We start from the raw sequence: 18,434 nt of genomic DNA on the forward strand, positions 1-18,434 counted from the left end.
GTGGCGCGGTTCACAAAATCCTGACCGCTTTGCTTCACACTGGTCAGATGAGACTCGTCTTCACAGCGAATGAAGAGCCCCGGGTCGAGTTGCCCGGCGAACAGGCGCAGCCCGCGCGGCGTATCGACCGCTACACCAAGCCCCCCCGCTGGTTCTGGCAGTCGGCCGAGGAGGTCGAGATCTGGCAGCTGGCCGACGGCCGGCAGGTCCGCGCCAGCCGCCACAGTCAGGCCGCCGACTGGGAACTGCGCTGGCGCTGAGGCGCCGTTTCATCTGCCCCTGAACTCCGTAGGCTCTCCTTGAGCAAAGGTCTATCTCGGGAGACCGGCGCTCCCGTCACGGTCCTGTTGGTGGCTCTCCGGTACTGTGCCGGCGTGAGAGCCATCGTCCTTGGCCTGTTGGTCGTGCTGCTGCCCCCCGCGTTTCCTCAGGTCCAGGCGGCCGGGCCCAAGACCTATACCCTCAAGCGGGTCAGTCATTACAACGCGGTGCGGGCCCAGACCGACAGCACCCCGCACATCTCCGCCTGCGGCCCCACCCGCAAGGGCCAGATCGCGCTGAGCCGTGACCTGCTACGTCAGGTGGGCTGCGGCGCGCGCGTGCGGGTCACGGTTCGGGGCAAGAGCCACGTGTACGTCGTGAACGACACCATGAACGTGCGGTATCGCCGCACCGCCGACATTCTGGTCAGCGGGGTGTCGCGGGCGCGGGCGCTGGGCGTCACGAGCGGCAAGCTGACCGTGCTGCGTCCCGGACGGCCCTACCGGGGCTGAGCCACCACGCGGGGGGGGCGGCAGCTGTAAGGAACCTGCGGTTTTTCACCGTCTAAGGTGGGCGGCACATGTCTTTGCGCCGCCTTCTTCTGCTTTCGCAGGTCCCCTTCTGGCTGATTCTGCTGTTGTCGTTCGCGCTGCTCAACCTGACCCTGAACGCGCGCGTGGCCGACACCGAACAGGTCAACCGGACCCGCGCGCAGTCGTCGCAACTCGCCTCGGCCTTCCGGCAGGTGCTGGACATGGAGGCCAGCCTGCGCGGATTCGTGATCGTGGGGCGCGACGAGTACCTGGGCGGCTACCGCACGGCCCAGGCGGCCCTGCCCGGCATTCTGGGTGACCTGCGTGCCCAGGTGGCCCGGAATCCGGCGGGCCTGACCCCGGAGGACCGGCGCTCGCTGGCCCGGATCGACCGGATCGGCGCGCTGGCGACCCGCTGGCAGCAGGAGATCGCGCAGCCGGAGATCAACCTGCGGCGCACCCAGCCCGGCGCGGCGCAGGCCATCGTCGCCAGCGGGCGCGGCAAGAGGATCGTGGACGCCATCCGGACCGAGGTGGACGCCTACGGCAGCGACCAGACGGCGCGGCTGCGCGCGGCCGAGACGGCGGCGGCCCTGCAACTGCGCCGCCTGCGCTGGATGCTGCTGGGGCTGGGCCTGTTCGTGCTGCTGGCCAGTGTCGCGCTGACCCTGACCCTCTCGCAGTGGCTGACCCGCGCGCTGGGCCGGCTCTCGCGGGCGGCCGGCGACATCGCGCAGGGGGCGCGGGGCGTGCGGCTGCCGCTGCGGGGGGTGCGCGACCTGCAACAGGTGGCCGGGGCCTTCAACACCATGAGTGGGCAGCTGGAAGAGGCCCGCGAGGAGGCCGCGCGCCGCGCCGAGGCGCTGGCCCGCCGCAACGCCGACATGACCTGGCTGGGTGAACTGAGCGACTGGATGCAGGCCGCGCGCAGCTTGGAGGAAGGCGCGGACGTGCTGAGCCGCGCCCTGCCCACACTGCTGCCCGGCACGCGGGGGGTCCTCAAGCTGCACAACGCCTCGCGCAACCTGCTGCTGCCGCTGGTGAGCTGGGGTGGCCTGGAGGCCAGCTATCAGCCCGCCGAGGGCTGCTGGGCACTGCGGCGCGGGGAAACCCGGCGCGGCGGCGAACCGAGTTTCGCGCCCCCCTGCCTCAGCGGAGCCGACGCGCCCTGCTTCAGCTGCATTCCGCTGTTTTCGCACGGCGAGACGCTCGGCACGCTGCAACTCTCCCCGCAGGAAGGTGAGGCTCTACCGGCCGCCGCCCAGCAGACACTGCCCGCGCTGACGCGGCAGCTGTCGCTCGCGCTCGCGGGGCTGCGGCTTCAGGAGCGGCTGCGGCAGCAGACCATCCGCGACCCGCTGACGGGCCTGTTCAATCGCCGCCACCTCGAGGAACAGCTCGTGCAGGCCGTCGCGCTGGCCCACAGCACCGCTCAGCCCCTGAGTCTGATCGCCCTGGACGTGGACCATTTCAAGCGCCTGAACGACACCTTCGGCCACGACGCGGGAGACGCGGTGCTCGTCCGCATGGGGATTGCCCTGCGGGATCTGACGGCCCAGCATGGCCTGGCGACCCGCCCCGGCGGCGAGGAATTCACCGTGATACTGCCCGGGATGTCCCTGGACCTGGCCGAGACCCTGGCCGAGACCCTGCGCGCCCAGGTGGCCGGCTGGACCCTGACCCACGCCGGCACGCCGCTGGGGCAGATCACCCTGTCGCTGGGGGTCGCCGAACTGGCCGAACACGGCACCCCGGCCACCCTGACCCGTGTGGCCGACGAGGCCCTCTACCTCGCCAAGCGCAGTGGCCGTAACCGTGTATGCCGTCCCCCGACGGCCGATGTGGCCCTGGCCCGTGCCTGAACGGCGCGGCCCTCGCGTATATAGCGAGGGCCGCAGCAGATGACCTCCGCGCTAACGCATCCCTTCGTTGCCGGTGTCTTTGACCAGTTCCATCTGACCCAGCGCGGCGAGCCACTGGTCCTCCGGTACGGCCGTCACGTCCTTCCCGGCGTGGTCCCGGGCCAGGACGGCACGCATGGCCTCCGCTTCGGCGAGGCTGGTGCCCTGCGCCCCCATGCGGTCCATGATCGGTTTGAGCGGCATGTCCGCACTGATCTTCATGCCCGCTCCCCGGTCTCGAAGGCGAGTGTGGGGGCTTCACTGGTCAGGCGGTAATCGCGGCGCAACTCATCCAGAACGCGGCGCTGGTCGTCGCTGTTGCCGCTCAAGCTCCGGCCGGCCGCGTCTTCGGTCATGGGGAAGGCCACTCCGCGCACCTTCACCCCACGCTCGCCACTGGGCAACGTCACGTAGGCGGCAGGCTCGCTGCCCTCCCCGAGCTTCATGTCGAAAGCGCCCTCAGCGGTCATCGCCGGTCACATCGGGAACGTTCGGCTCGGCGTCGCGGGCCACATGCCCCTCCACGTACTCGTCGCTGGGGGCGGCGCCGGGTTCCTGGCGGGCGCCGCGTCCCGGCTTCATGTTCATGGCGTTTTCCTGGCCGTCCTCGACCTCGGTCGTGTCGTCCGGCTGGGGCACGAGCATGTTCTCGTTGAGCTGGTCTCCGTTCCTGGTCATGCCCCATGCTGCCGCCCCGACCCCGGCCCCGGCGTGAGAAGCGCCTTCCCCGGAACTTGGCCGAGTCTTGACCGGGGCTTGGGCCTCGCGCTACGCCTGTGCCTGTTCGCGCGGGCCTTCGGGCGGCGGGGCACTCTCCTCGCCGGCCGGGGAGGAGAGGTCGAGGTCCAGCGGCGGCGTCTCGTCGGGCAGGCGGTGGCGGCGGCTGAGGTCGGCGAAGGACCCCACCAGCGCGCGGTAGCCGCTGATGAACTGCGCGTATTCCTGGCGCGCGGCCGTGTTGCGGGTGGCGAGCTCCAGTGCGCGGGCACTGTACTGCGCCTCCAGGTGGGCCGTGCGCTCGGCGTGCTCGCGCTCGCGCTGGCGTGCCCGCTCGTTCTCCTCGCGTTCCAGCGCCGCGAAGCGCTCGCGGAAGGCGATTTCCAGCGCGGTCACCCGTTCCTGGTGCTCGGCCTCGAACTGCGCGGCGCGCACTTCCTGCTCGCGGCGCAGTTCCCCGGCCTGGGCCTGCGCCTGCGTGACCAGCAGTTCGCTCTCACGCACGGCGTTGTCGCGCATCTCGTGGGCGATGCGCTCGGCCGACACGATGGCGCGGCGCAGTTCGTCCTCGGCCGCGCGCTTCTCGGTCAGCTCCTGTTCCAGGCGGGCGACCGTCTCCTGCTGGTGCTGGGCCTCGCGCAGCAGGTCTTCGAGCTGCGAGCCGGCTTCGTTCAGGAAGGTATGGACGGCGGCCTTGTCGTACCCCAGAAGTCGGCCGCGAAAGGTCTGGTGGGCAATGTCCAGCGGAGAATATTTCATGTGAAGAGGCTCCTTCCGACCCGCACCAGGGTCGCGCCGGCCGCAATCGCCAGCGGATAGTCGTCGCTCATGCCCATGCTCAGTTCGCTCAGGCCCAGGTCGTGCGCCCGGCGCGCGGTGTCCCGGAACAGCGCCTCGGCCGCCTCCGGCTGGTCGTAGGGGGCCATCACCATCAGCCCGCGCACGTTCAGGCCGGTGGCCCGCACCTCGCCCAGCACGCGTGCCAGGTCCTCCGGCTCCACGCCGTGCTTCTGCGGTTCGCCGTTCTGCATCTGGAGCAGCACGTCGGGCGCGTGGCCCCAGCCCTGCGCCGCCTCGGCGATGGCCTCGGCCTGCCAGGTCGCCTCTAGGGCGTGGACCAGCGACACGGGCCGCAGGTACTTGACCTTGTTGCGTTGCAGCGCGCCCAGAAAGTGCCACTCGGCCTCCGGCAGCTCGCGGGCCTTGTCACGCAGTTCCTGGGCGCGGCCCTCGGCCAGCGGAAACGTGCCATGCGCCAGAATGTCCGACCGGATCACGTCCACCGGCTGCCCCTTTGTCACCGCGACCAGCCGCGCACTGCCTTCCGGGCGGCCCGCCGCGCGCTCGGCCTCCCGGATGCCCGCCAGAACGTCCGGCAGGCTCATCCGCGTTCCTCCCGTGTGTTCCGCTCGTCGTCTTGCACCCCGGCATTGTGGAACGTGTGACGATGAGACTCAAGTCAGGATGTCGTAAAGAGAGAACCCAAAATTCACGATCTAGTTTAATCGTGAATACTTTCACTTGTTTATCTTCTTTCTCTCCCCAGTAGAGGGGAGAGGCGGAGACCTTACTTCAGGGCGTCGTTCATGCCCAGCACGTCGGGCACCTTGAGGCTCGCGCCGCCGACCAGCGCGCCGTTCACGTTCGGCTTGGCGCAGATGGCGGCGATGTTGTCGGGCTTCACGCTGCCGCCGTACAGCACGCGCACTTCCTCGGCAGCGTTGCCGTAGCGCTCACGCAGCGCCTCCCGGATGGCCGAGGCGAGTTCCTCGGCGTCGTCGGCCGTGGCGGTCTTGCCGGTGCCGATGGCCCACACAGGCTCGTAGGCCACGACCACGTCCTCGCCCACGCCTTCCAGGCTGCCCGCGAGCTGCGTGAGGGTGTAGGGCACCTGCTCGCCGCGCTCGCGCACGTCCAGGCCCTCGCCCACGCACACGATGGGCGTGATGCCGTTCTGCTGCGCCTGCCGGGCCTTGGCCGCGACCACGGCGTCACTCTCGCCGTGGTACTCGCGGCGCTCGCTGTGGCCCACGACCGCGTAGCGCGTGCCCACGTCCACCAGCATCGCCGCGCTGATCTCGCCGGTGTACGCGCCCGACTCGTGCGCCGAGAGGTCCTGCGCGCCGACCGACACGCCGGCCGGCAGGTGCGCGGCCAGCGCGGGCAGGGCGATGGCCGGGGCCATCACGGCCAGCTCGGCGTCGCCGGGCGAGAGGCGCTCCGCGAGGTCCTCGGCCCAGGCGCGGGCCTCGGAGGGGGTCTTGTTCATCTTCCAGTTCAGGGCCAGTAGGGTTTTCATCGCATCGCCTCCACGCCGGGCAGCTTCTTGCCTTCGAGGAGTTCCAGGCTCGCGCCGCCCCCCGTGCTGATGTGCGACACCCGGTCACCCTGGCCGCTCTGGTTGATGGCGCTCACCGAGTCGCCGCCGCCGATGACCGTGTAGGCGCCTTGCAGGTTCGCCACGGCTTCGGCGATGGCGTTCGTGCCGCCCGCGAAGGCCGCGAACTCGAACACGCCCAGCGGCCCGTTCCAGAACACTGTCTTGGCGCCGCGCAGCGCGTCGGCGTAGGCGCGGCGCGTCTCGGGACCGGCGTCCAGGCCTTCCCAGCCTTCGGGGATGGCGTTGGCTGCCACGACCTGCGTCTGCGCGTCCTCCGCGAAGCGGTCGGCGGCCACCACGTCGGTCGGGAGCATCAGCTTGTCGCCGTACTCGGCCAGCAGGCGCTCGGCGAGGCCCAGCTGGTCGTCCTCGTGGATGCTGTTGCCGATCTTGCCGCCCTGCGCCTTGATGAAGGTGTAGGCCATGCCGCCGCCGATGAGCATGCGGTCGACCTTGGGCAGCAGGTTCTCGATCACCTTGAGCTTGTCGCTCACCTTCGCCCCGCCGATGATGACCACGTAGGGCCGTTCGGGGTTCTCCAGCAGGCGCGACAGGGCGTCCACTTCCGTCTGGAGCAGCGTGCCGGCCGCGTGGGGCAGCTCGGCGGCCACGCCGCTGACCGACGAGTGCGCCCGGTGCGCGCTGCCGAAGGCGTCGAGCACGAAGGCGTCGCCCAGGCGCGCGAAGCGGCTGCTCAGGCCGGCGTCGTTCTTCTCCTCACCGGCCGCGAAACGCACGTTTTCCAGCAGCGCGACCGCGCCCTCGGGCAGCGCCTGCACGGCGCTCAATGTCTCGTCGCTGTCGGGCAGGCCCGGCAGGAAGGTCACGGGCTGGCCCAGGGCTTCTTGCAGCACGGGCGTGACCGGCGCGAGCGAGTATTTGTCCTCGGGGCCGTTCTTCGGGCGGCCGAAGTGGCTCATGAGGACGATGTTGCGCGCGCCCGCCGCCTGAAGCGCACGGATGGTGGGCAGGCTGGCGGTGACGCGGGTGGTGTCCTGCACCACGCCGCCCTTGACAGGCACGTTGTAGTCCACGCGCACGAGCACGCGCTTGCCCTGCACGTCCAGGGTATTCAGATTCTGCATGTTCTTCTCCCGGCGGGGCCGGAGCTGGGCCGCCGCCCTGCGAGGCCGGGTCCCGGGGGTCGGGACCCCGGCCGACAGCGAAAATGGCCGACCGCAGGGTGGACACTCCACCGAACGGTCGGCCACGACATCCGGCCGCTCAGCCCTTCTGCTGAACCAGCTGCACGAGGTCCGCGATGCGGTTGGAGTAGCCCCACTCGTTGTCGTACCACGAGAAGAACTTGACGAGGCTGCCCATCGCCATCGTCAGGCCGCCGTCGATGATCGCGCTGTGCGGATCGCCCACGATGTCCTGAAGCACGATGGGGTCTTCGGTGTAGCTGATGATGCCCTTGTGGCTGCCTTCGGCGGCCTTGCGGAACACGTCGTTGACTTCCTGGGCGGTCACTTCGCGGCCCAGGATGACCACCACGTCGCTGATCGAGCCGACCGGCGTGGGCACGCGCAGCGAGGTGCCGTCGAACTTGCCCTTCAGTGCCGGGTACACCTGCGAAACGGCCTTGGCCGCGCCGGTGCTCGTCGGGATGATGTTCACGGCGGCGGCGCGGGCGCGGCGCAGGTCGCTGTGCGGCAGGTCCAGCACGCGCTGGTCGTTGGTGTAGCTGTGCACGGTGGTCATGATGGCCTTCTCGATGCCGAAGGCCTCGTCGAGCAGCTTCATGGGGGCGCCCAGCGAGTTGGTCGTGCAGCTCGCGTTGCTGATGATGTTGTGTGCCGCCGGGTCGTAGTCCTGCTCGTTGACGCCCAGCACGATGCTGATGTCCTCGTTCTTGGCAGGCGCGGTGATGATGACCTTCTTGGCGCCGCCCGTGAGGTGCTTGCTGGCCTGGTCGCGCGCCGTGAAGATGCCCGTCGACTCGATCACGATGTCGGCGCCCAGTTCGCCCCAGGGAATCGCGGCGGGGTCGCGCTCGGCCAGGGCGGCCACCTTCTGGCCGTTGACGGTCAGGCTGGTGTCGTCGTAGTCGACGGTGCCGTCGAAGCGTCCGGCGGTCGAGTCGTACTTGAGCAGGGTCGCCAGGGTCTTGTTGTCAGTGAGGTCGTTGATCGCCACGACCTCCACGCCACGCTCGACCAGGTTGCGGAAGACCAGACGGCCGATGCGGCCGAACCCGTTGATGCCTACTTTCATGCTGTGCCTCCAGTCTTGAGGGCCCCTCCACGGCGGAGAGACTCACCTCGCATGTCGCAGTCTAAGCCCTGAAACGCTTCCATGTTTCGTGTCCCCTGGACACCAAGCGGACGCTCAAGGTGAGCCTGCCCGAAATCCTGTCCCCAGCGCAGAAAAAGCGGGCCGGGAATATCCCTGGCCCGCTTTTTCTGCGCCTGCGTCTTTACGCCGTCTCGGTCTGGCCGTCCCGCTCCAGCTTCTCCAGGTAGGCCGCCCCGCCTTCGATCTCGGCGCGGAAGCCCCCGGCCACGCCGAACACCAGCGCCTCGGCCAGCGTCTCGGACATCAGGTAGTCCTGCCAGACTTCGGCGGCTTCGCGGGCGTCGCCCTGGAGGTCCAGGTGCAGGGTGATGCGGTCCTGAACCTCGAAGCCCGCACGCTTGCGCCCGTCCTGGACGCCGCGCACGAGGTCGCGCGCCAGCCCCTCCAGCACCAGCTCGCGCGAGAGCGCCGTATCGAAGGCCACCAGATACCCGGCCTCCTCCAGCGCCGCGAAGCCCTCGGGACTCTTGGCGTCCACGAGCACCTCGTCCGGCCCCAGCTCGAAGCGCTCGCCGGTCGGGGCGATCACCTCGAACTGCTTGCCGTCGCGCACGGCGCGGGCCACCTCCGACGTGTCGGCGGCATTCAGTGCGGCGCGCACCTGCGGCACCGCCTTGCCGAACTTCTTGCCCAGCAGCGGCAGGTTGGGCCGCAGCGTGTAGCTCACCAGCTCGGCGTACTGGTCGAGCAGCTCGACCTCCTTGACGTTCAGCTCCTCGCGCAGCTGCGCGGAAAAGCGCCCCAGCGCGGCCGTCTGCTCGGCGGTCCGGGCGCGCACGAGCACCTTGGGCAGCGGCTGACGCGCCCGCACGCCGGTCTGCCCGCGCACGGCCCGGCCCAGGCTCACCACCCGCAGCACGGCGTCCATCTCACCCACCAGCGTCGGGGCGGCCAGCGCCTCGTCCACCTTGGGCCACTGGCTCAGGTGCACGCTCTCGGGGGCGCCCGGCTCGGTGCTCAGGACCAGATTGCGCCACAGCGTCTCGGCCAGGAACGGCGTGAAGGGCGCCGTGAGTTGCGCGACCGTCACCAGGGCGGAGTGCAGCGTGGCGTAGGCCGACAGGTCTACCTTGCCGTCCCCACTCCAGAACCTGCGCCGGTTGCGCCGCACGTACCAGTTGCTCAGGTCCTCGGTCACGAAATCCTGGAGGGCCCGGCTGCTGCCGGTCGGGTCGTAGTTCTCCAGCCGCTCGGTGACGGTGGCGATCAGGGCCTGCACCTTCGCCAGCAGCCAGCGGTCCACCTCGGGGCGCGTCTCGACGGGCGGCGCGGCGCGCAGGTCCGGCCGGTCGAGGTTGGCGTACAGCACGAAGAAGCTGTAGGTGTTCCACAGCGTCAGGAAGTAGCCGCGGAAGGCCTCGCCCACCAGATTCGGCCCGAAACGGCGGCTCAGCTCGGGCGGCGCCGAGACGTACATGTACCAGCGCGTCGCGTCAGCGCCGTACTGCGCGAACACGTCCCAGGGGTCCACGATGTTCCCCTTGCTCTTGGACATCTTCAGGCCCTTCTCGTCGAGGATGTGGCCCGAGCAGATCACCGACTTGTACGCCACGCTGTCGAACACCATCGTGCCGATCTGGTGCAGGGAGTTGAACCACCCGCGCGTCTGGTCGATGGCCTCCGCGATGAAGTCGGCCGGGAAGCTGCGCGCGAACACGTCCTTGTTCTCGAAGGGATAGTGGTGCTGCGCGAAGGGCATCGAGCCCGAGTCGTACCACACGTCCATCACGTAGGGCACGCGCCGGAACGTCTTGCCGCCGAGGTCGAAGGTCACGTCGTCCACGAAGGGGCGGTGCGGGTCGAAGTCCGGCCCCGTCAGCTCGGGCCGTCCGCTCAGCTCGGCCAGTTCGGCGTAGCTGCCCACCACCCGGTACTCGCCGTCCTCGGCTTCCCAGATCGGCAGCGGCGTGCCCCAGTAGCGGCTGCGGCTGATGTTCCAGTCGATCAGGTTTTCCAGCCAGCCGCCGTAGCGCCCGTTCTTGATGTGCGGCGGGTGCCAGTCGATGGTCTGGTTCAGCTCGATGAGTTCCTGCTTGCGGCTGGTGTTGTTCAGGTACCAGCTCTCGGTGGCGTAGTACATGAGCGGCGTGCCGCAGCGCCAGCAGTGCGGGTAGGAGTGGACGAAGTTCTTCTCCTTCCACATCACGCCCCGGCCTCTCAGGTCACGCACGATGTCCGTGTTCGCGTCCCGGAAGAACACGCCCTTCCACGGCCCGAAGCGGTGCTTGCCCTCGGCGTCCACGCCCACGATGACCGGCAGGCCGTAGTTGCGCGCCAGCCGCATGTCGTCCTCGCCGAAAGCCGGGGCCGTGTGCACGATGCCGGTGCCGTCGCTGTCGGAGACGTAGGTGTCCAGGCCGCTCATCCAGACCGGTTTGCCCTCGCCCTCGGCGGCGTAGGCCTCGGTGTAGGGCGGCTCGTAGGCCACGCGCTCCAGCTCGGTGCCCCGGAACGACTTCAGGACCTCCGCCCCCTCGCCCAGCACCTCGGTCAGCAGGCTGCGCGCCAGGATCAGGGCGCGGCCGTCCTTGTCCAGCGCCGCCACGTACTCGAAGTCCGGGTGCAGCGCCACGCCCACGTTGTAGGGCAGTGTCCAGGGGGTGGTCGTCCAGACCAGGAAGGCCGCGCCCTCCGGCAGGCCCAGGGCGGCCGGGTCCCGCAGCGCGAAGGTCACGTAGACGCTCGGGTCCTGGATGTCCTTGTAGCCCTCCGAGACCTCGGCGTTGCTGAGCGTCGTGCCGTCGCGCGGGCAGTACGGGGCCACCCGGAAGCCCTTGTACAGCAGCCCCCGGCCGTCCAGCTCCTTGACGCTCCACCAGATGCTCTCCACATAATCGCGGTTCAGGGTCATGTAGGGGTCGTCGAGGTTGACCCAGTAGCCCATGCGTTCGGTGAATTTGCGCCACTCCTGCTCGTACTCGAACACCGACGTGCGGCACTCGGCGTTGAACTTCTCGATGCCGTAGGCCTCCACGTCGCGCTTACTGTTCAGGCCGAGCTTCTTCTCGACGCCCAGCTCGACCGGCAGACCGTGCGTGTCCCAGCCGGCCTTGCGCGGCACATGGAAGCCCTGCATGGTCCGGAAGCGCGGAAACAGGTCCTTGAAGCTCCGGGCCTGCACGTGATGGATGCCGGGGCGGCCGTTGGCGGTGGGCGGTCCCTCGTAGAAGGTGAACTGCTCGTTGCCGCGCGTCTGCTCCAGGCTGCGCTCGAAGATCTTGTGGTCGTTCCACCACTTCAGGGTCGCCAGTTCCATCTCGGGAAAGCTGGGATTCTGCGGGACGGGGGCGAAGGTCGGTTCGGGTGGGGTGGTCATGGCATCTCCAGAAAAAAGGGTGGGGAGGGGAGGGGGCCGGGGAATCGGGCGAAAGCGGGCCGCACCGCCGGGAAAATTCGGCGGCGGGCGGGAAACTGCGGGTGTTCCTTCATGCCTTCCTCCCTCGCCCGGAACACAGAGGGCAGCGCGCCCCAGGCTTCATGCTGGGACGCGCTGCGGATGTCAGTGCGTGGTACCACCCAAGCTTCGTCCGGCGCGGGGCCGGACCTCTGTGACTCCGTGTCGTGGAGTAACCCCGGACGGGTCTACTCGGGCCAGGCCCTTTCTTCCGTCGGCGCGGGAGGTGATCTTCGGACGGCGGGGCGGCACGGCCGGGCTCGCACCATCCCCGGTTCGCTCCTGTGCGCCCTGCGCCGCCTACTGTCCTCGCGTTCGCCTCAAGCTGTACGTTTCCTCTCCCGGAAACGCCCCTCATGCTAAGGCGTCACCCTGAGCAGGGTCAATGTGGCCCCCTCACCCGGCGCCGCCCACACAGCCTGGGTGGCCCTGGCCGCCCCTGGAGGGTTATGCTGGTCAATATCCAGGGCAACGCACCCGAGTCGTGATCTGTGCGGTTTGTCGGCGTGCGGGCGCGGGCCCGTCGCCGGGAAGCCCCTCAAAGGAGTCAAAGAACATGGAATTTTTCATCGATACCGCCATCGTCGACGAGATCAAGGAAATCAACGCCTGGGGCGTCCTGTCGGGCGTCACCACCAATCCCAGCCTCATCGTGGCCTCGGGCCGCGACTTCCGTGAGGTCATCGGCGAGATCGCCGCGATGGTCGGCGGGGCCATCAGCGCCGAGGTCACCAGTCTCGAAGCCGACGAGATGATCGCCCAGGGCAAGGACATCGCCACCTGGAACGAGCACATCGTGGTCAAGCTGCCGCTGACCCCCGCCGGCCTCCAGGCCTGCCGCGTCCTGACCGACGCCGGGATCAAGACCAACGTGACGCTGTGCTTCAGCGTGCCGCAGGCCCTGCTCGCCGCCCGCGCCGGGGCGACCTACATCAGCCCCTTCGCGGGCCGCGTGGACGACATCGGCTGGGACGGCATCGACCTGATCCGCGACATCAAGGAAGCCTATGTCCAGGGCGGCATCTCGACCAAGGTGCTCGCGGCCAGCATCCGGCACCCCACCCACGTCGTGCAGGCCGCGCTCGCGGGCGCCGACGTGGCGACCATCCCCTACAAGGTCTTTACCCAGATGGTCAAGCACCCCCTGACCCAGGCGGGCCTCGACGGCTTCATGAAGGACTGGGCCAAGCGTGCCGGCGCCAGCGCCGAGACCCCGGCCAGCGAGGCCGGCACCAACCCGCAGGCCGGCGGCGCGACGCCCCAGGGGGGAAGCACGAAGTGACCGACACGGCCTCACCGCCCCTGCCCTTTCACGAGCTCCAGCAGAAGATTCTGCCGGAACTGCACCTCATTGCGGCCGGTCTCGGCATCGAGAACTACCGCAAGCTCAAAAAAGACGCCCTGTCGCTCGCCATCATGGAGCGCCAGGCCAGCGCCGAGGGCCAGAGCCTCGCGCGCGGCTACCTTGACATCAGCGCCGATGGCTACGGCTTCTTGCAGGCCGACCTCCTCGACCCCCAGAGCCGCACGGTGCTCGTCACCGCCGGCCTGATCAAGCAGTTCCACCTGCGGACCGGCGACGAGGTCATCGGGCGCGCCCGCAAGCCGCGCGAGAACGAGCGCTTCGGCTCGCTCGTGCGGGTCGAGGCCATCAACGGCCTGGACCCCGAGGCCGCCCGCAAGCGCCCGCGCTTCGACGATCTCACGCCGACCTTCCCCGACGCGCAGCTGGTCCTCGAGGACCCCGGCACCGACGACACCCTGAGCCTGCGCGTGGTGGACCTGCTCGTGCCCATCGGGCGGGGTCAGCGCGCGCTCATCGTCGCGCCGCCCAAGGCCGGCAAGACCACGCTGCTCAAGAAGATCGCCAACTCCATCGTCAAGAACTACCCCGACGTGACGGTGATGGTGCTGCTCGTGGACGAGCGCCCCGAGGAGGTCACCGACTTCCGCGAGAGCGTGCAGGGCGCGCAGGTCATCGCCAGCACCTTCGACGAGCCGCCGCAGCACCACGTGCGCGTGGCCGAGTTCGTGCACGAGCGGGCCCGGCGCATCGTCGAGGAGGGCGGGCACGTGGTCATCCTGCTCGACTCGATCACCCGTCTGGCGCGCGCGAACAACCTCGTCACGCCGCCGACCGGGCGCACCCTCTCGGGCGGTCTGGATTCCAACGCGCTGCACTGGCCCAAACGCTTCCTGGGCGCGGCGCGCAACATCCGCGAGGGGGGCAGCCTGACCATCCTGGCGACCGCCCTCGTCGAGACCGGCTCGCGCATGGACGACGTGATCTTCGAGGAGTTCAAGGGCACCGGCAACGCCGAACTCGTGCTCTCGCGCCGCCTCGAAGAGCGCCGCATCTTCCCCGCGATGGACATCCTCAAGTCGGGCACCCGCCGCGAGGAACTGCTGCTGCAACCCGAAGTGCTCAAGAAGATGTGGCTGATGCGCAAGGTCATTTCCGACATGGACCCTGCCGACGCGATGGAGATGCTGCTCTCGCGCATGGGCAAGACGCGCAACAACGTCGAGTTCCTGCAAGCGCTGGCCGGTGGCTGATCCCCGTCCACCCCGCCTGCTGGTGGTGGACGACGAAGCCCAGATTCTGGAACTGCTCGACCTCAGCCTCAGCCTTCAGGGCTTCGATGTCTGCACCGCCCTGAGTGGCCCGCAGGCGCTCGACCTGGCCTGCCGCCATCCTTTCGACACCGTGGTCATGGACGTGCTGATGTCGCCCTGGGACGGCCTGGAAACGGCGCGGCGCATGTACGCCCGCCTAGGCGACGCCGCTCCGCCCGTCGTGCTGCTCACCGGCCTGTCGCTGCCCGACTACGACCCGGCCGCCGAGCCGCTCATCGCCGCCGCGCTCACCAAGCCCTTCCGGCCGTCCGAACTCGTCGCGGTGATCCGGCAGGTCCAGGCCAGCCGCACCTGATCCGGCCACCGGAACTGACCCCATCGTCTACCCGATTCTGACCCCTGCACTGGGGTCAGTCGTGTTCTAGCCTGGGCCCCATGAGCGAGCAGCAGACCGGCACCCCCCAGATCAAGCAGGGCTTCGCGGAGATGTTCAAGGGCGGCGTCATCATGGACGTGGTCACCGCCGACCAGGCGCGCATCGCCGAGGCCGCCGGCGCGACCGCCGTGATGGCCCTGGAGCGCGTGCCCGCCGACATCCGCAAGGACGGGGGCGTGGCGCGCATGAGCGACCCCAAGATGATCAAGGAGATCATCGGCGCGGTGAGCATTCCCGTCATGGCGAAGGTCCGCATCGGGCACGTCGTCGAGGCGCAGATTCTCCAGGCGCTCGGCGTGGACTTCATCGACGAGTCCGAGGTGCTGACCCCGGCCGACGAGCAGTTCCACATCCTCAAGAGCGACTTCGCGGTGCCCTTCGTGTGCGGCGCCAAGAACCTGGGTGAGGCGCTGCGCCGCGTGGGCGAGGGTGCCAGCATGATCCGCACCAAGGGCGAGGCCGGCACCGGCAACGTGGTCGAGGCCGTGCGCCATGCCCGCACCGTGCTGGGCGAGATCCGCGCCATCCAGGCCCGCCCCGCCGAGGAACTCATGACGGTGGCCCGCGACCTCCAGGCCCCCTATGAACTCGTGAAGTACGTGCACGCCAACGGCAAGCTGCCGGTCGTGAACTTCGCGGCGGGCGGCGTCGCCACCCCTGCCGACGCCGCCCTGATGATGTACCTGGGCCTCGACGGCGTGTTCGTGGGCAGCGGTATCTTCAAGTCCTCGAACCCCGAGCGCCGCGCCCAGGCCATCGTGAAGGCCGTGACGCACTACCAGAATCCCGACCTGCTCGCGGAAATCAGCGAGGACCTCGGCGCGCCCATGACCGGCATCAACATCGACGACCTCATTCCCGCCGAGCGCCTCGCCGCGCGCGGCTGGTAAGGCCCTTGCCCGCAGCCGAAGTCGGTGTCCTCGCCCTCCAGGGGGCCTACCGCGAGCATGCCGCGCGGCTGCGGGGCCTGGGGGCGTCCGTGCGTGAAGTGCGGCTGCCCCGCGACCTGGCCGGTCTGGCCGGCCTGGTGCTGCCCGGCGGCGAGTCCACGACGATGGTCCGCCTGATGGACGAGTACGCCCTGTGGGCACCGCTGCGCGACTTCCACGCGCGTGGAGGCGCGCTGTGGGGTACCTGCGCCGGGGCCATCCTCCTCGCCGCCGAGGTGACGGGCGCCAGCCCCGCCGCGCCCGCGCAGCGCAGCCTGGGCCTGATCGACGTGACCGTGCAGCGCAACGCCTTCGGGCGGCAGCTCGATTCCTTCACCACGCCGCTGGAGGTCGCGGGCCTGGACACGCCCTTTCCGGCCGTGTTCATCCGCGCGCCGGTCATCACGCACGCCGGTCCCGGCGTCGAGGTGCTGGCCCGCCACGGAGGCGAGGCGGTGCTGGCCCGCCAGGGACGGGTCATGGCGAGTTCCTTTCACCCCGAGCTGACCCCCGACGCCCGGCTGCACGAGCTGTTCCTGGGGCTGCTGGAGCAGCGCGCGCCACGGGTCGGGGGAGGGGCAGAAAGTGCCCCCGCCCGTCCGCCTACGCTTCCGGGATCAGCGTAAAGGTGACCTCGACCGAGGCGCTGTCGCTGCTGCCCGCATAGTTCACGCCGAACTCGTGCGGATTGAACTTGAACTGGGTCGTCACCCGTACCTGATTGCCCGTGCGGGTGGCCTTGACCGGCACGCTGAGGGACCGCGTCACGCCCTTCAGCGTGAGCTGCCCGCCCGCCGTGGTGCTGACGGTCTGGCCGTCGGCCAGCCGGCCGCCCGTCAGGCTGGTCAGCACGAAGGTCGCGTTCGGAAAGCGGGCGGTGTTCAGGGCCGACTCGCCCCGGGCGTGGTCGTCGCGCAGGCCTATGCCGGTGCGCAGGTTGACCAGCGGCACGCTCACCTGCCCCCGCGTCGCCGCGAGGTCGTCGGGGTCGAGCTGCACACTGGCCGTCACGCCCTCGACCGTGCCCCTGACGTTTACGATCAGGACCCGGTGCTCGAAGGTCGCGCGGCCCTGCGCCGCCGTGTAGGGCGCGGCCCACACGGTCCCCGACCCGGCGAGCAGGGCCAGGGCGAGGAAGCGGCGGCCGGTCCGGGAAAAGGCCCTGGTCATGTCTCCATGTTGAGCGGTTCCGGTGAAGGGCGGGTGAAGGCCCGCCGCGTACCCGCCCTTCGCCCGCCTACTTCTTGCTGAGTTCGCGGATGAACGTGCCGGTGAAGTTGAAGTTGCGCAGCGGGTTGTAGGTGGCCGCGCTCACGCCCTGGAGATTGCTGCGCAGGGGGCGCACGTTCAGGTCGGCGGGCAGCAGCAGGTAGGGACTCTGGTCGGCGGCCACGTCGGCCACCTGCCGGTAGAGCCGGTTGCGGGCGGCCGTGTCGGTCGTGGCGCGCGCCTGGTCGAGCCAGCGGTCCACCCGCGCGTCCTTCCAGCTGTGGGTCGGATAGAAGAAACCGCCGCTGCTGTAGAAGGTGTACATGAAGTTGTCGGGGTCGCCGTAGTCCGCGCCCCAGCTCATCGGGAGCATGACTTCCTCGCCCTTCTGCATCTTGACGCTCTGCTCGGACCACGGCTCCACGCCGATGTTGATGCGGAACTTGGGGTTGATGGCCTCGACACCCTGCTTGAGGACCTCCAGCGCGGTCTGGCCCAGGATGTGCCCGGTGCGGTAGTTCGCGTTGATGACGAAGCCCTGCTGCCACACCTGCCCGCCCCAGGCCTTCTTGAAGGACTCGGCGGCCTTGACGGGGTCGTAGCTGTAGGTGCTCACGCGCTTGTCGTAACCGGGGAAGGAGTCGGGCAGCAGCATGGTGCGCTTCTGGCCCTTGCCGCGCTGCACGTCGCGGATGAACTCGTCGTAGTCGAAGGCGTAGGCCATCGCCCGGCGCAGGTTCACGTCGCTGAAGAAGTTCGCCGGAATGCCCTTGCCGTCCAGCTTGCCGCTGCCCAGCGCGCCCGCCGCGCGGATGTTCTGGTTCATGAACAGCGCGCCCGCGCCGGTGGTGGGCAGGTTGTCCAGCACCGTCACGCCCGGCTGGCCCCTGAGCTGCGTCTCCACGTTCACGCGCGTGCCCGCCTCGATCAGGTCGGCGTCGCCGCGCAAGAAGGCCTGCTGCCGCACCGCCAGCTCGGCGACTTTTTGCATGGCGACGTTGCGGATGGCCGGCATTCCCCCCCAGTAGCCCGGAAAGGCCGTGAGCAGCACGTTGTTCGCGTCCCACTTCGCCAGCCGGTAGGCCCCGGTGCCGCTGGGGTTCCTGCTCAGGTTGCCCGCGTTCAGGTCCTTGCCCACCCAGGCCCGCCAGGTCGCCTCGGTGCCGTTCCAGTCGCCCTGGCGGATCGCCCAGGCCCGGTCCACGATGCCCGCCCCCGTGAAGGCCAGTTTCGCCATGAAAGCCGGGTCGGCCTTGGGCAGCGTGAAGACCAGTTGCCCGGCGGCGTTGCACTTCACGGCGCCCGCGATCCTGGCCCAGGTAACCGCCTTGTTCTTGTTCGCGTTGTCGGGCGTGCCCAGCAGCGAGTCGCTCAGGAACCAGTTGGCCGACTCGGGATGGTTGGTCACGAGGTCGCGCCGGTAGGTGTACTCGGCGTCGGCGCAGGTCATGGCGTTGCCGCTGTGGAACTTCACACCCCTGCGCAGGTCCACGACCAGTGTCCTGCCCCCGTTCGTGTAGGTGGGCAGCCGCGCGGCGAGCAGCGGCGTCATCTGCGTGAGGCTGCCGCCCTTGTAGGTCCACAGCGGCTCGTAGATGTTCTCGATCATCATCAGGCTGAACGAGTCGTAGGCGATGCCCGGATCGAGCGTGGAGACGGTCGCGGCCTGCTGGATCACCAGGGTGTCGCGCGGGGTGGCGGCCAGGGCGGCGGGGGTCAGCAGCAGACTCAGGGACAGGGCAGTGCGGCGCAGCGTCATGGCGAACCTCCGGGTGAGAGAGCGGTGAAGACTGCTTCGG

At 69.4% G+C, this 18,434-nt stretch carries 19 protein-coding genes; 8 read left to right on the plus strand and 11 right to left on the minus strand.

Translation table 11 applies throughout. The annotated features are described in order from the left end of the window. Nucleotides 1-47: 47 nt before the first annotated feature. From DGO_RS07875 to DGO_RS21065, 3 genes are all read left to right on the plus strand, one after another. Nucleotides 48-260 carry a hypothetical protein gene (locus DGO_RS07875; RefSeq protein ID WP_043801609.1) on the plus strand — a complete coding sequence of 71 codons (213 nt, stop codon included), beginning with the start codon at nt 48-50 and terminating at the stop codon, nt 258-260. Between the two features lie 114 nt (nt 261-374). Continuing rightward, the gene (locus DGO_RS07880) at nt 375-773 is read left to right on the plus strand and encodes an RlpA-like double-psi beta-barrel domain-containing protein (protein WP_145975273.1); all 399 of its coding nucleotides are present in this window, start codon (nt 375-377) and stop codon (nt 771-773) included. A 68-nt stretch (nt 774-841) separates the two neighbouring features. Continuing rightward, nucleotides 842-2,656 (plus strand): diguanylate cyclase, encoded by a 1,815-nt coding sequence (locus DGO_RS21065; RefSeq protein ID WP_050920729.1) that lies wholly within the window; start codon nt 842-844, stop codon nt 2,654-2,656. 51 nt (nt 2,657-2,707) lie between these two features. Here the strand turns inward: DGO_RS21065 and DGO_RS07890 are convergent, their stop codons facing one another. The 9 genes from DGO_RS07890 to ileS form a co-directional block, all read right to left on the minus strand. Next, nucleotides 2,708-2,917: a hypothetical protein gene (locus DGO_RS07890; protein ID WP_014684964.1), complete on the minus strand. Its 210-nt coding sequence runs from the start codon at nt 2,915-2,917 to the stop codon at nt 2,708-2,710. Beyond that, on the minus strand, nt 2,914-3,165 hold the full coding sequence (locus DGO_RS07895) for a hypothetical protein (protein WP_043801614.1): 252 nt from the start codon (nt 3,163-3,165) through the stop codon (nt 2,914-2,916). Before DGO_RS07895 ends, DGO_RS07890 begins: the two co-directional genes overlap by 4 nt. Next, nucleotides 3,155-3,373, minus strand: a complete 219-nt coding sequence (locus tag DGO_RS07900) for a hypothetical protein (protein ID WP_014684966.1) — start codon at nt 3,371-3,373, stop codon at nt 3,155-3,157. The genes DGO_RS07895 and DGO_RS07900 overlap by 11 nt, the downstream gene beginning before the upstream one ends. 90 nt (nt 3,374-3,463) lie before the next feature. Then, complete coding sequence (locus tag DGO_RS07905) at nt 3,464-4,171, minus strand: DivIVA domain-containing protein (protein WP_014684967.1); 708 nt, start codon at nt 4,169-4,171, stop codon at nt 3,464-3,466. Next, on the minus strand, nt 4,168-4,797 hold the full coding sequence (locus DGO_RS07910; protein WP_014684968.1) for a YggS family pyridoxal phosphate enzyme: 630 nt from the start codon (nt 4,795-4,797) through the stop codon (nt 4,168-4,170). The genes DGO_RS07905 and DGO_RS07910 overlap by 4 nt, the downstream gene beginning before the upstream one ends. Nucleotides 4,798-4,979: 182 nt before the next feature. Then, a complete protein-coding gene (gene tpiA, locus DGO_RS07915) occupies nt 4,980-5,711 on the minus strand; it encodes a triose-phosphate isomerase (protein WP_043801618.1) in 732 nt (243 codons plus the stop codon). Further along, nucleotides 5,708-6,877, minus strand: coding sequence for a phosphoglycerate kinase (locus DGO_RS07920; RefSeq protein ID WP_014684970.1), 1,170 nt, complete (start codon nt 6,875-6,877; stop codon nt 5,708-5,710). Before DGO_RS07920 ends, tpiA begins: the two co-directional genes overlap by 4 nt. 139 nt (nt 6,878-7,016) lie before the next feature. Then, nucleotides 7,017-8,009 (minus strand): type I glyceraldehyde-3-phosphate dehydrogenase, encoded by a 993-nt coding sequence (gene gap / locus DGO_RS07925; protein WP_014684971.1) that lies wholly within the window; start codon nt 8,007-8,009, stop codon nt 7,017-7,019. A 202-nt stretch (nt 8,010-8,211) separates the two neighbouring features. After that, nucleotides 8,212-11,406, minus strand: a complete 3,195-nt coding sequence (gene ileS / locus DGO_RS07930; RefSeq protein WP_043801621.1) for an isoleucine--tRNA ligase — start codon at nt 11,404-11,406, stop codon at nt 8,212-8,214. A gap of 634 nt (nt 11,407-12,040) precedes the next feature. Between ileS and fsa the strand changes: the two genes are divergently transcribed. The 5 genes from fsa to pdxT all read left to right on the plus strand — a co-directional run bounded on the left by fsa (nt 12,041) and on the right by pdxT (nt 16,052). Next, nucleotides 12,041-12,766, plus strand: coding sequence for a fructose-6-phosphate aldolase (gene fsa / locus DGO_RS07935; RefSeq protein WP_014684975.1), 726 nt, complete (start codon nt 12,041-12,043; stop codon nt 12,764-12,766). Next, nucleotides 12,763-14,040, plus strand: a complete 1,278-nt coding sequence (rho, locus tag DGO_RS07940) for a transcription termination factor Rho (RefSeq protein ID WP_043801625.1) — start codon at nt 12,763-12,765, stop codon at nt 14,038-14,040. Before fsa ends, rho begins: the two co-directional genes overlap by 4 nt. After that, complete coding sequence (locus DGO_RS07945; RefSeq protein WP_145975274.1) at nt 14,033-14,416, plus strand: response regulator; 384 nt, start codon at nt 14,033-14,035, stop codon at nt 14,414-14,416. Before rho ends, DGO_RS07945 begins: the two co-directional genes overlap by 8 nt. Nucleotides 14,417-14,496: 80 nt before the next feature. Beyond that, complete coding sequence (pdxS, locus tag DGO_RS07950) at nt 14,497-15,387, plus strand: pyridoxal 5'-phosphate synthase lyase subunit PdxS (protein WP_014684978.1); 891 nt, start codon at nt 14,497-14,499, stop codon at nt 15,385-15,387. Nucleotides 15,388-15,392: 5 nt separating this feature from the next. Next, nucleotides 15,393-16,052 (plus strand): pyridoxal 5'-phosphate synthase glutaminase subunit PdxT, encoded by a 660-nt coding sequence (gene pdxT, locus DGO_RS07955; protein ID WP_083847248.1) that lies wholly within the window; start codon nt 15,393-15,395, stop codon nt 16,050-16,052. Here the strand turns inward: pdxT and DGO_RS07960 are convergent. Both DGO_RS07960 and DGO_RS07965 read right to left on the minus strand, forming a co-directional pair. Continuing rightward, nucleotides 16,030-16,596, minus strand: a complete 567-nt coding sequence (locus DGO_RS07960; protein WP_014684980.1) for a YceI family protein — start codon at nt 16,594-16,596, stop codon at nt 16,030-16,032. The genes pdxT and DGO_RS07960 overlap by 23 nt on opposite strands. 67 nt (nt 16,597-16,663) lie before the next feature. Then, nucleotides 16,664-18,394: an ABC transporter substrate-binding protein gene (locus DGO_RS07965; protein ID WP_014684981.1), complete on the minus strand. Its 1,731-nt coding sequence runs from the start codon at nt 18,392-18,394 to the stop codon at nt 16,664-16,666. Nucleotides 18,395-18,434: the final 40 nt, after the last annotated feature.

The organism is Deinococcus gobiensis I-0, from assembly GCF_000252445.1.
Lineage (GTDB): Bacteria > Deinococcota > Deinococci > Deinococcales > Deinococcaceae > Deinococcus > Deinococcus gobiensis.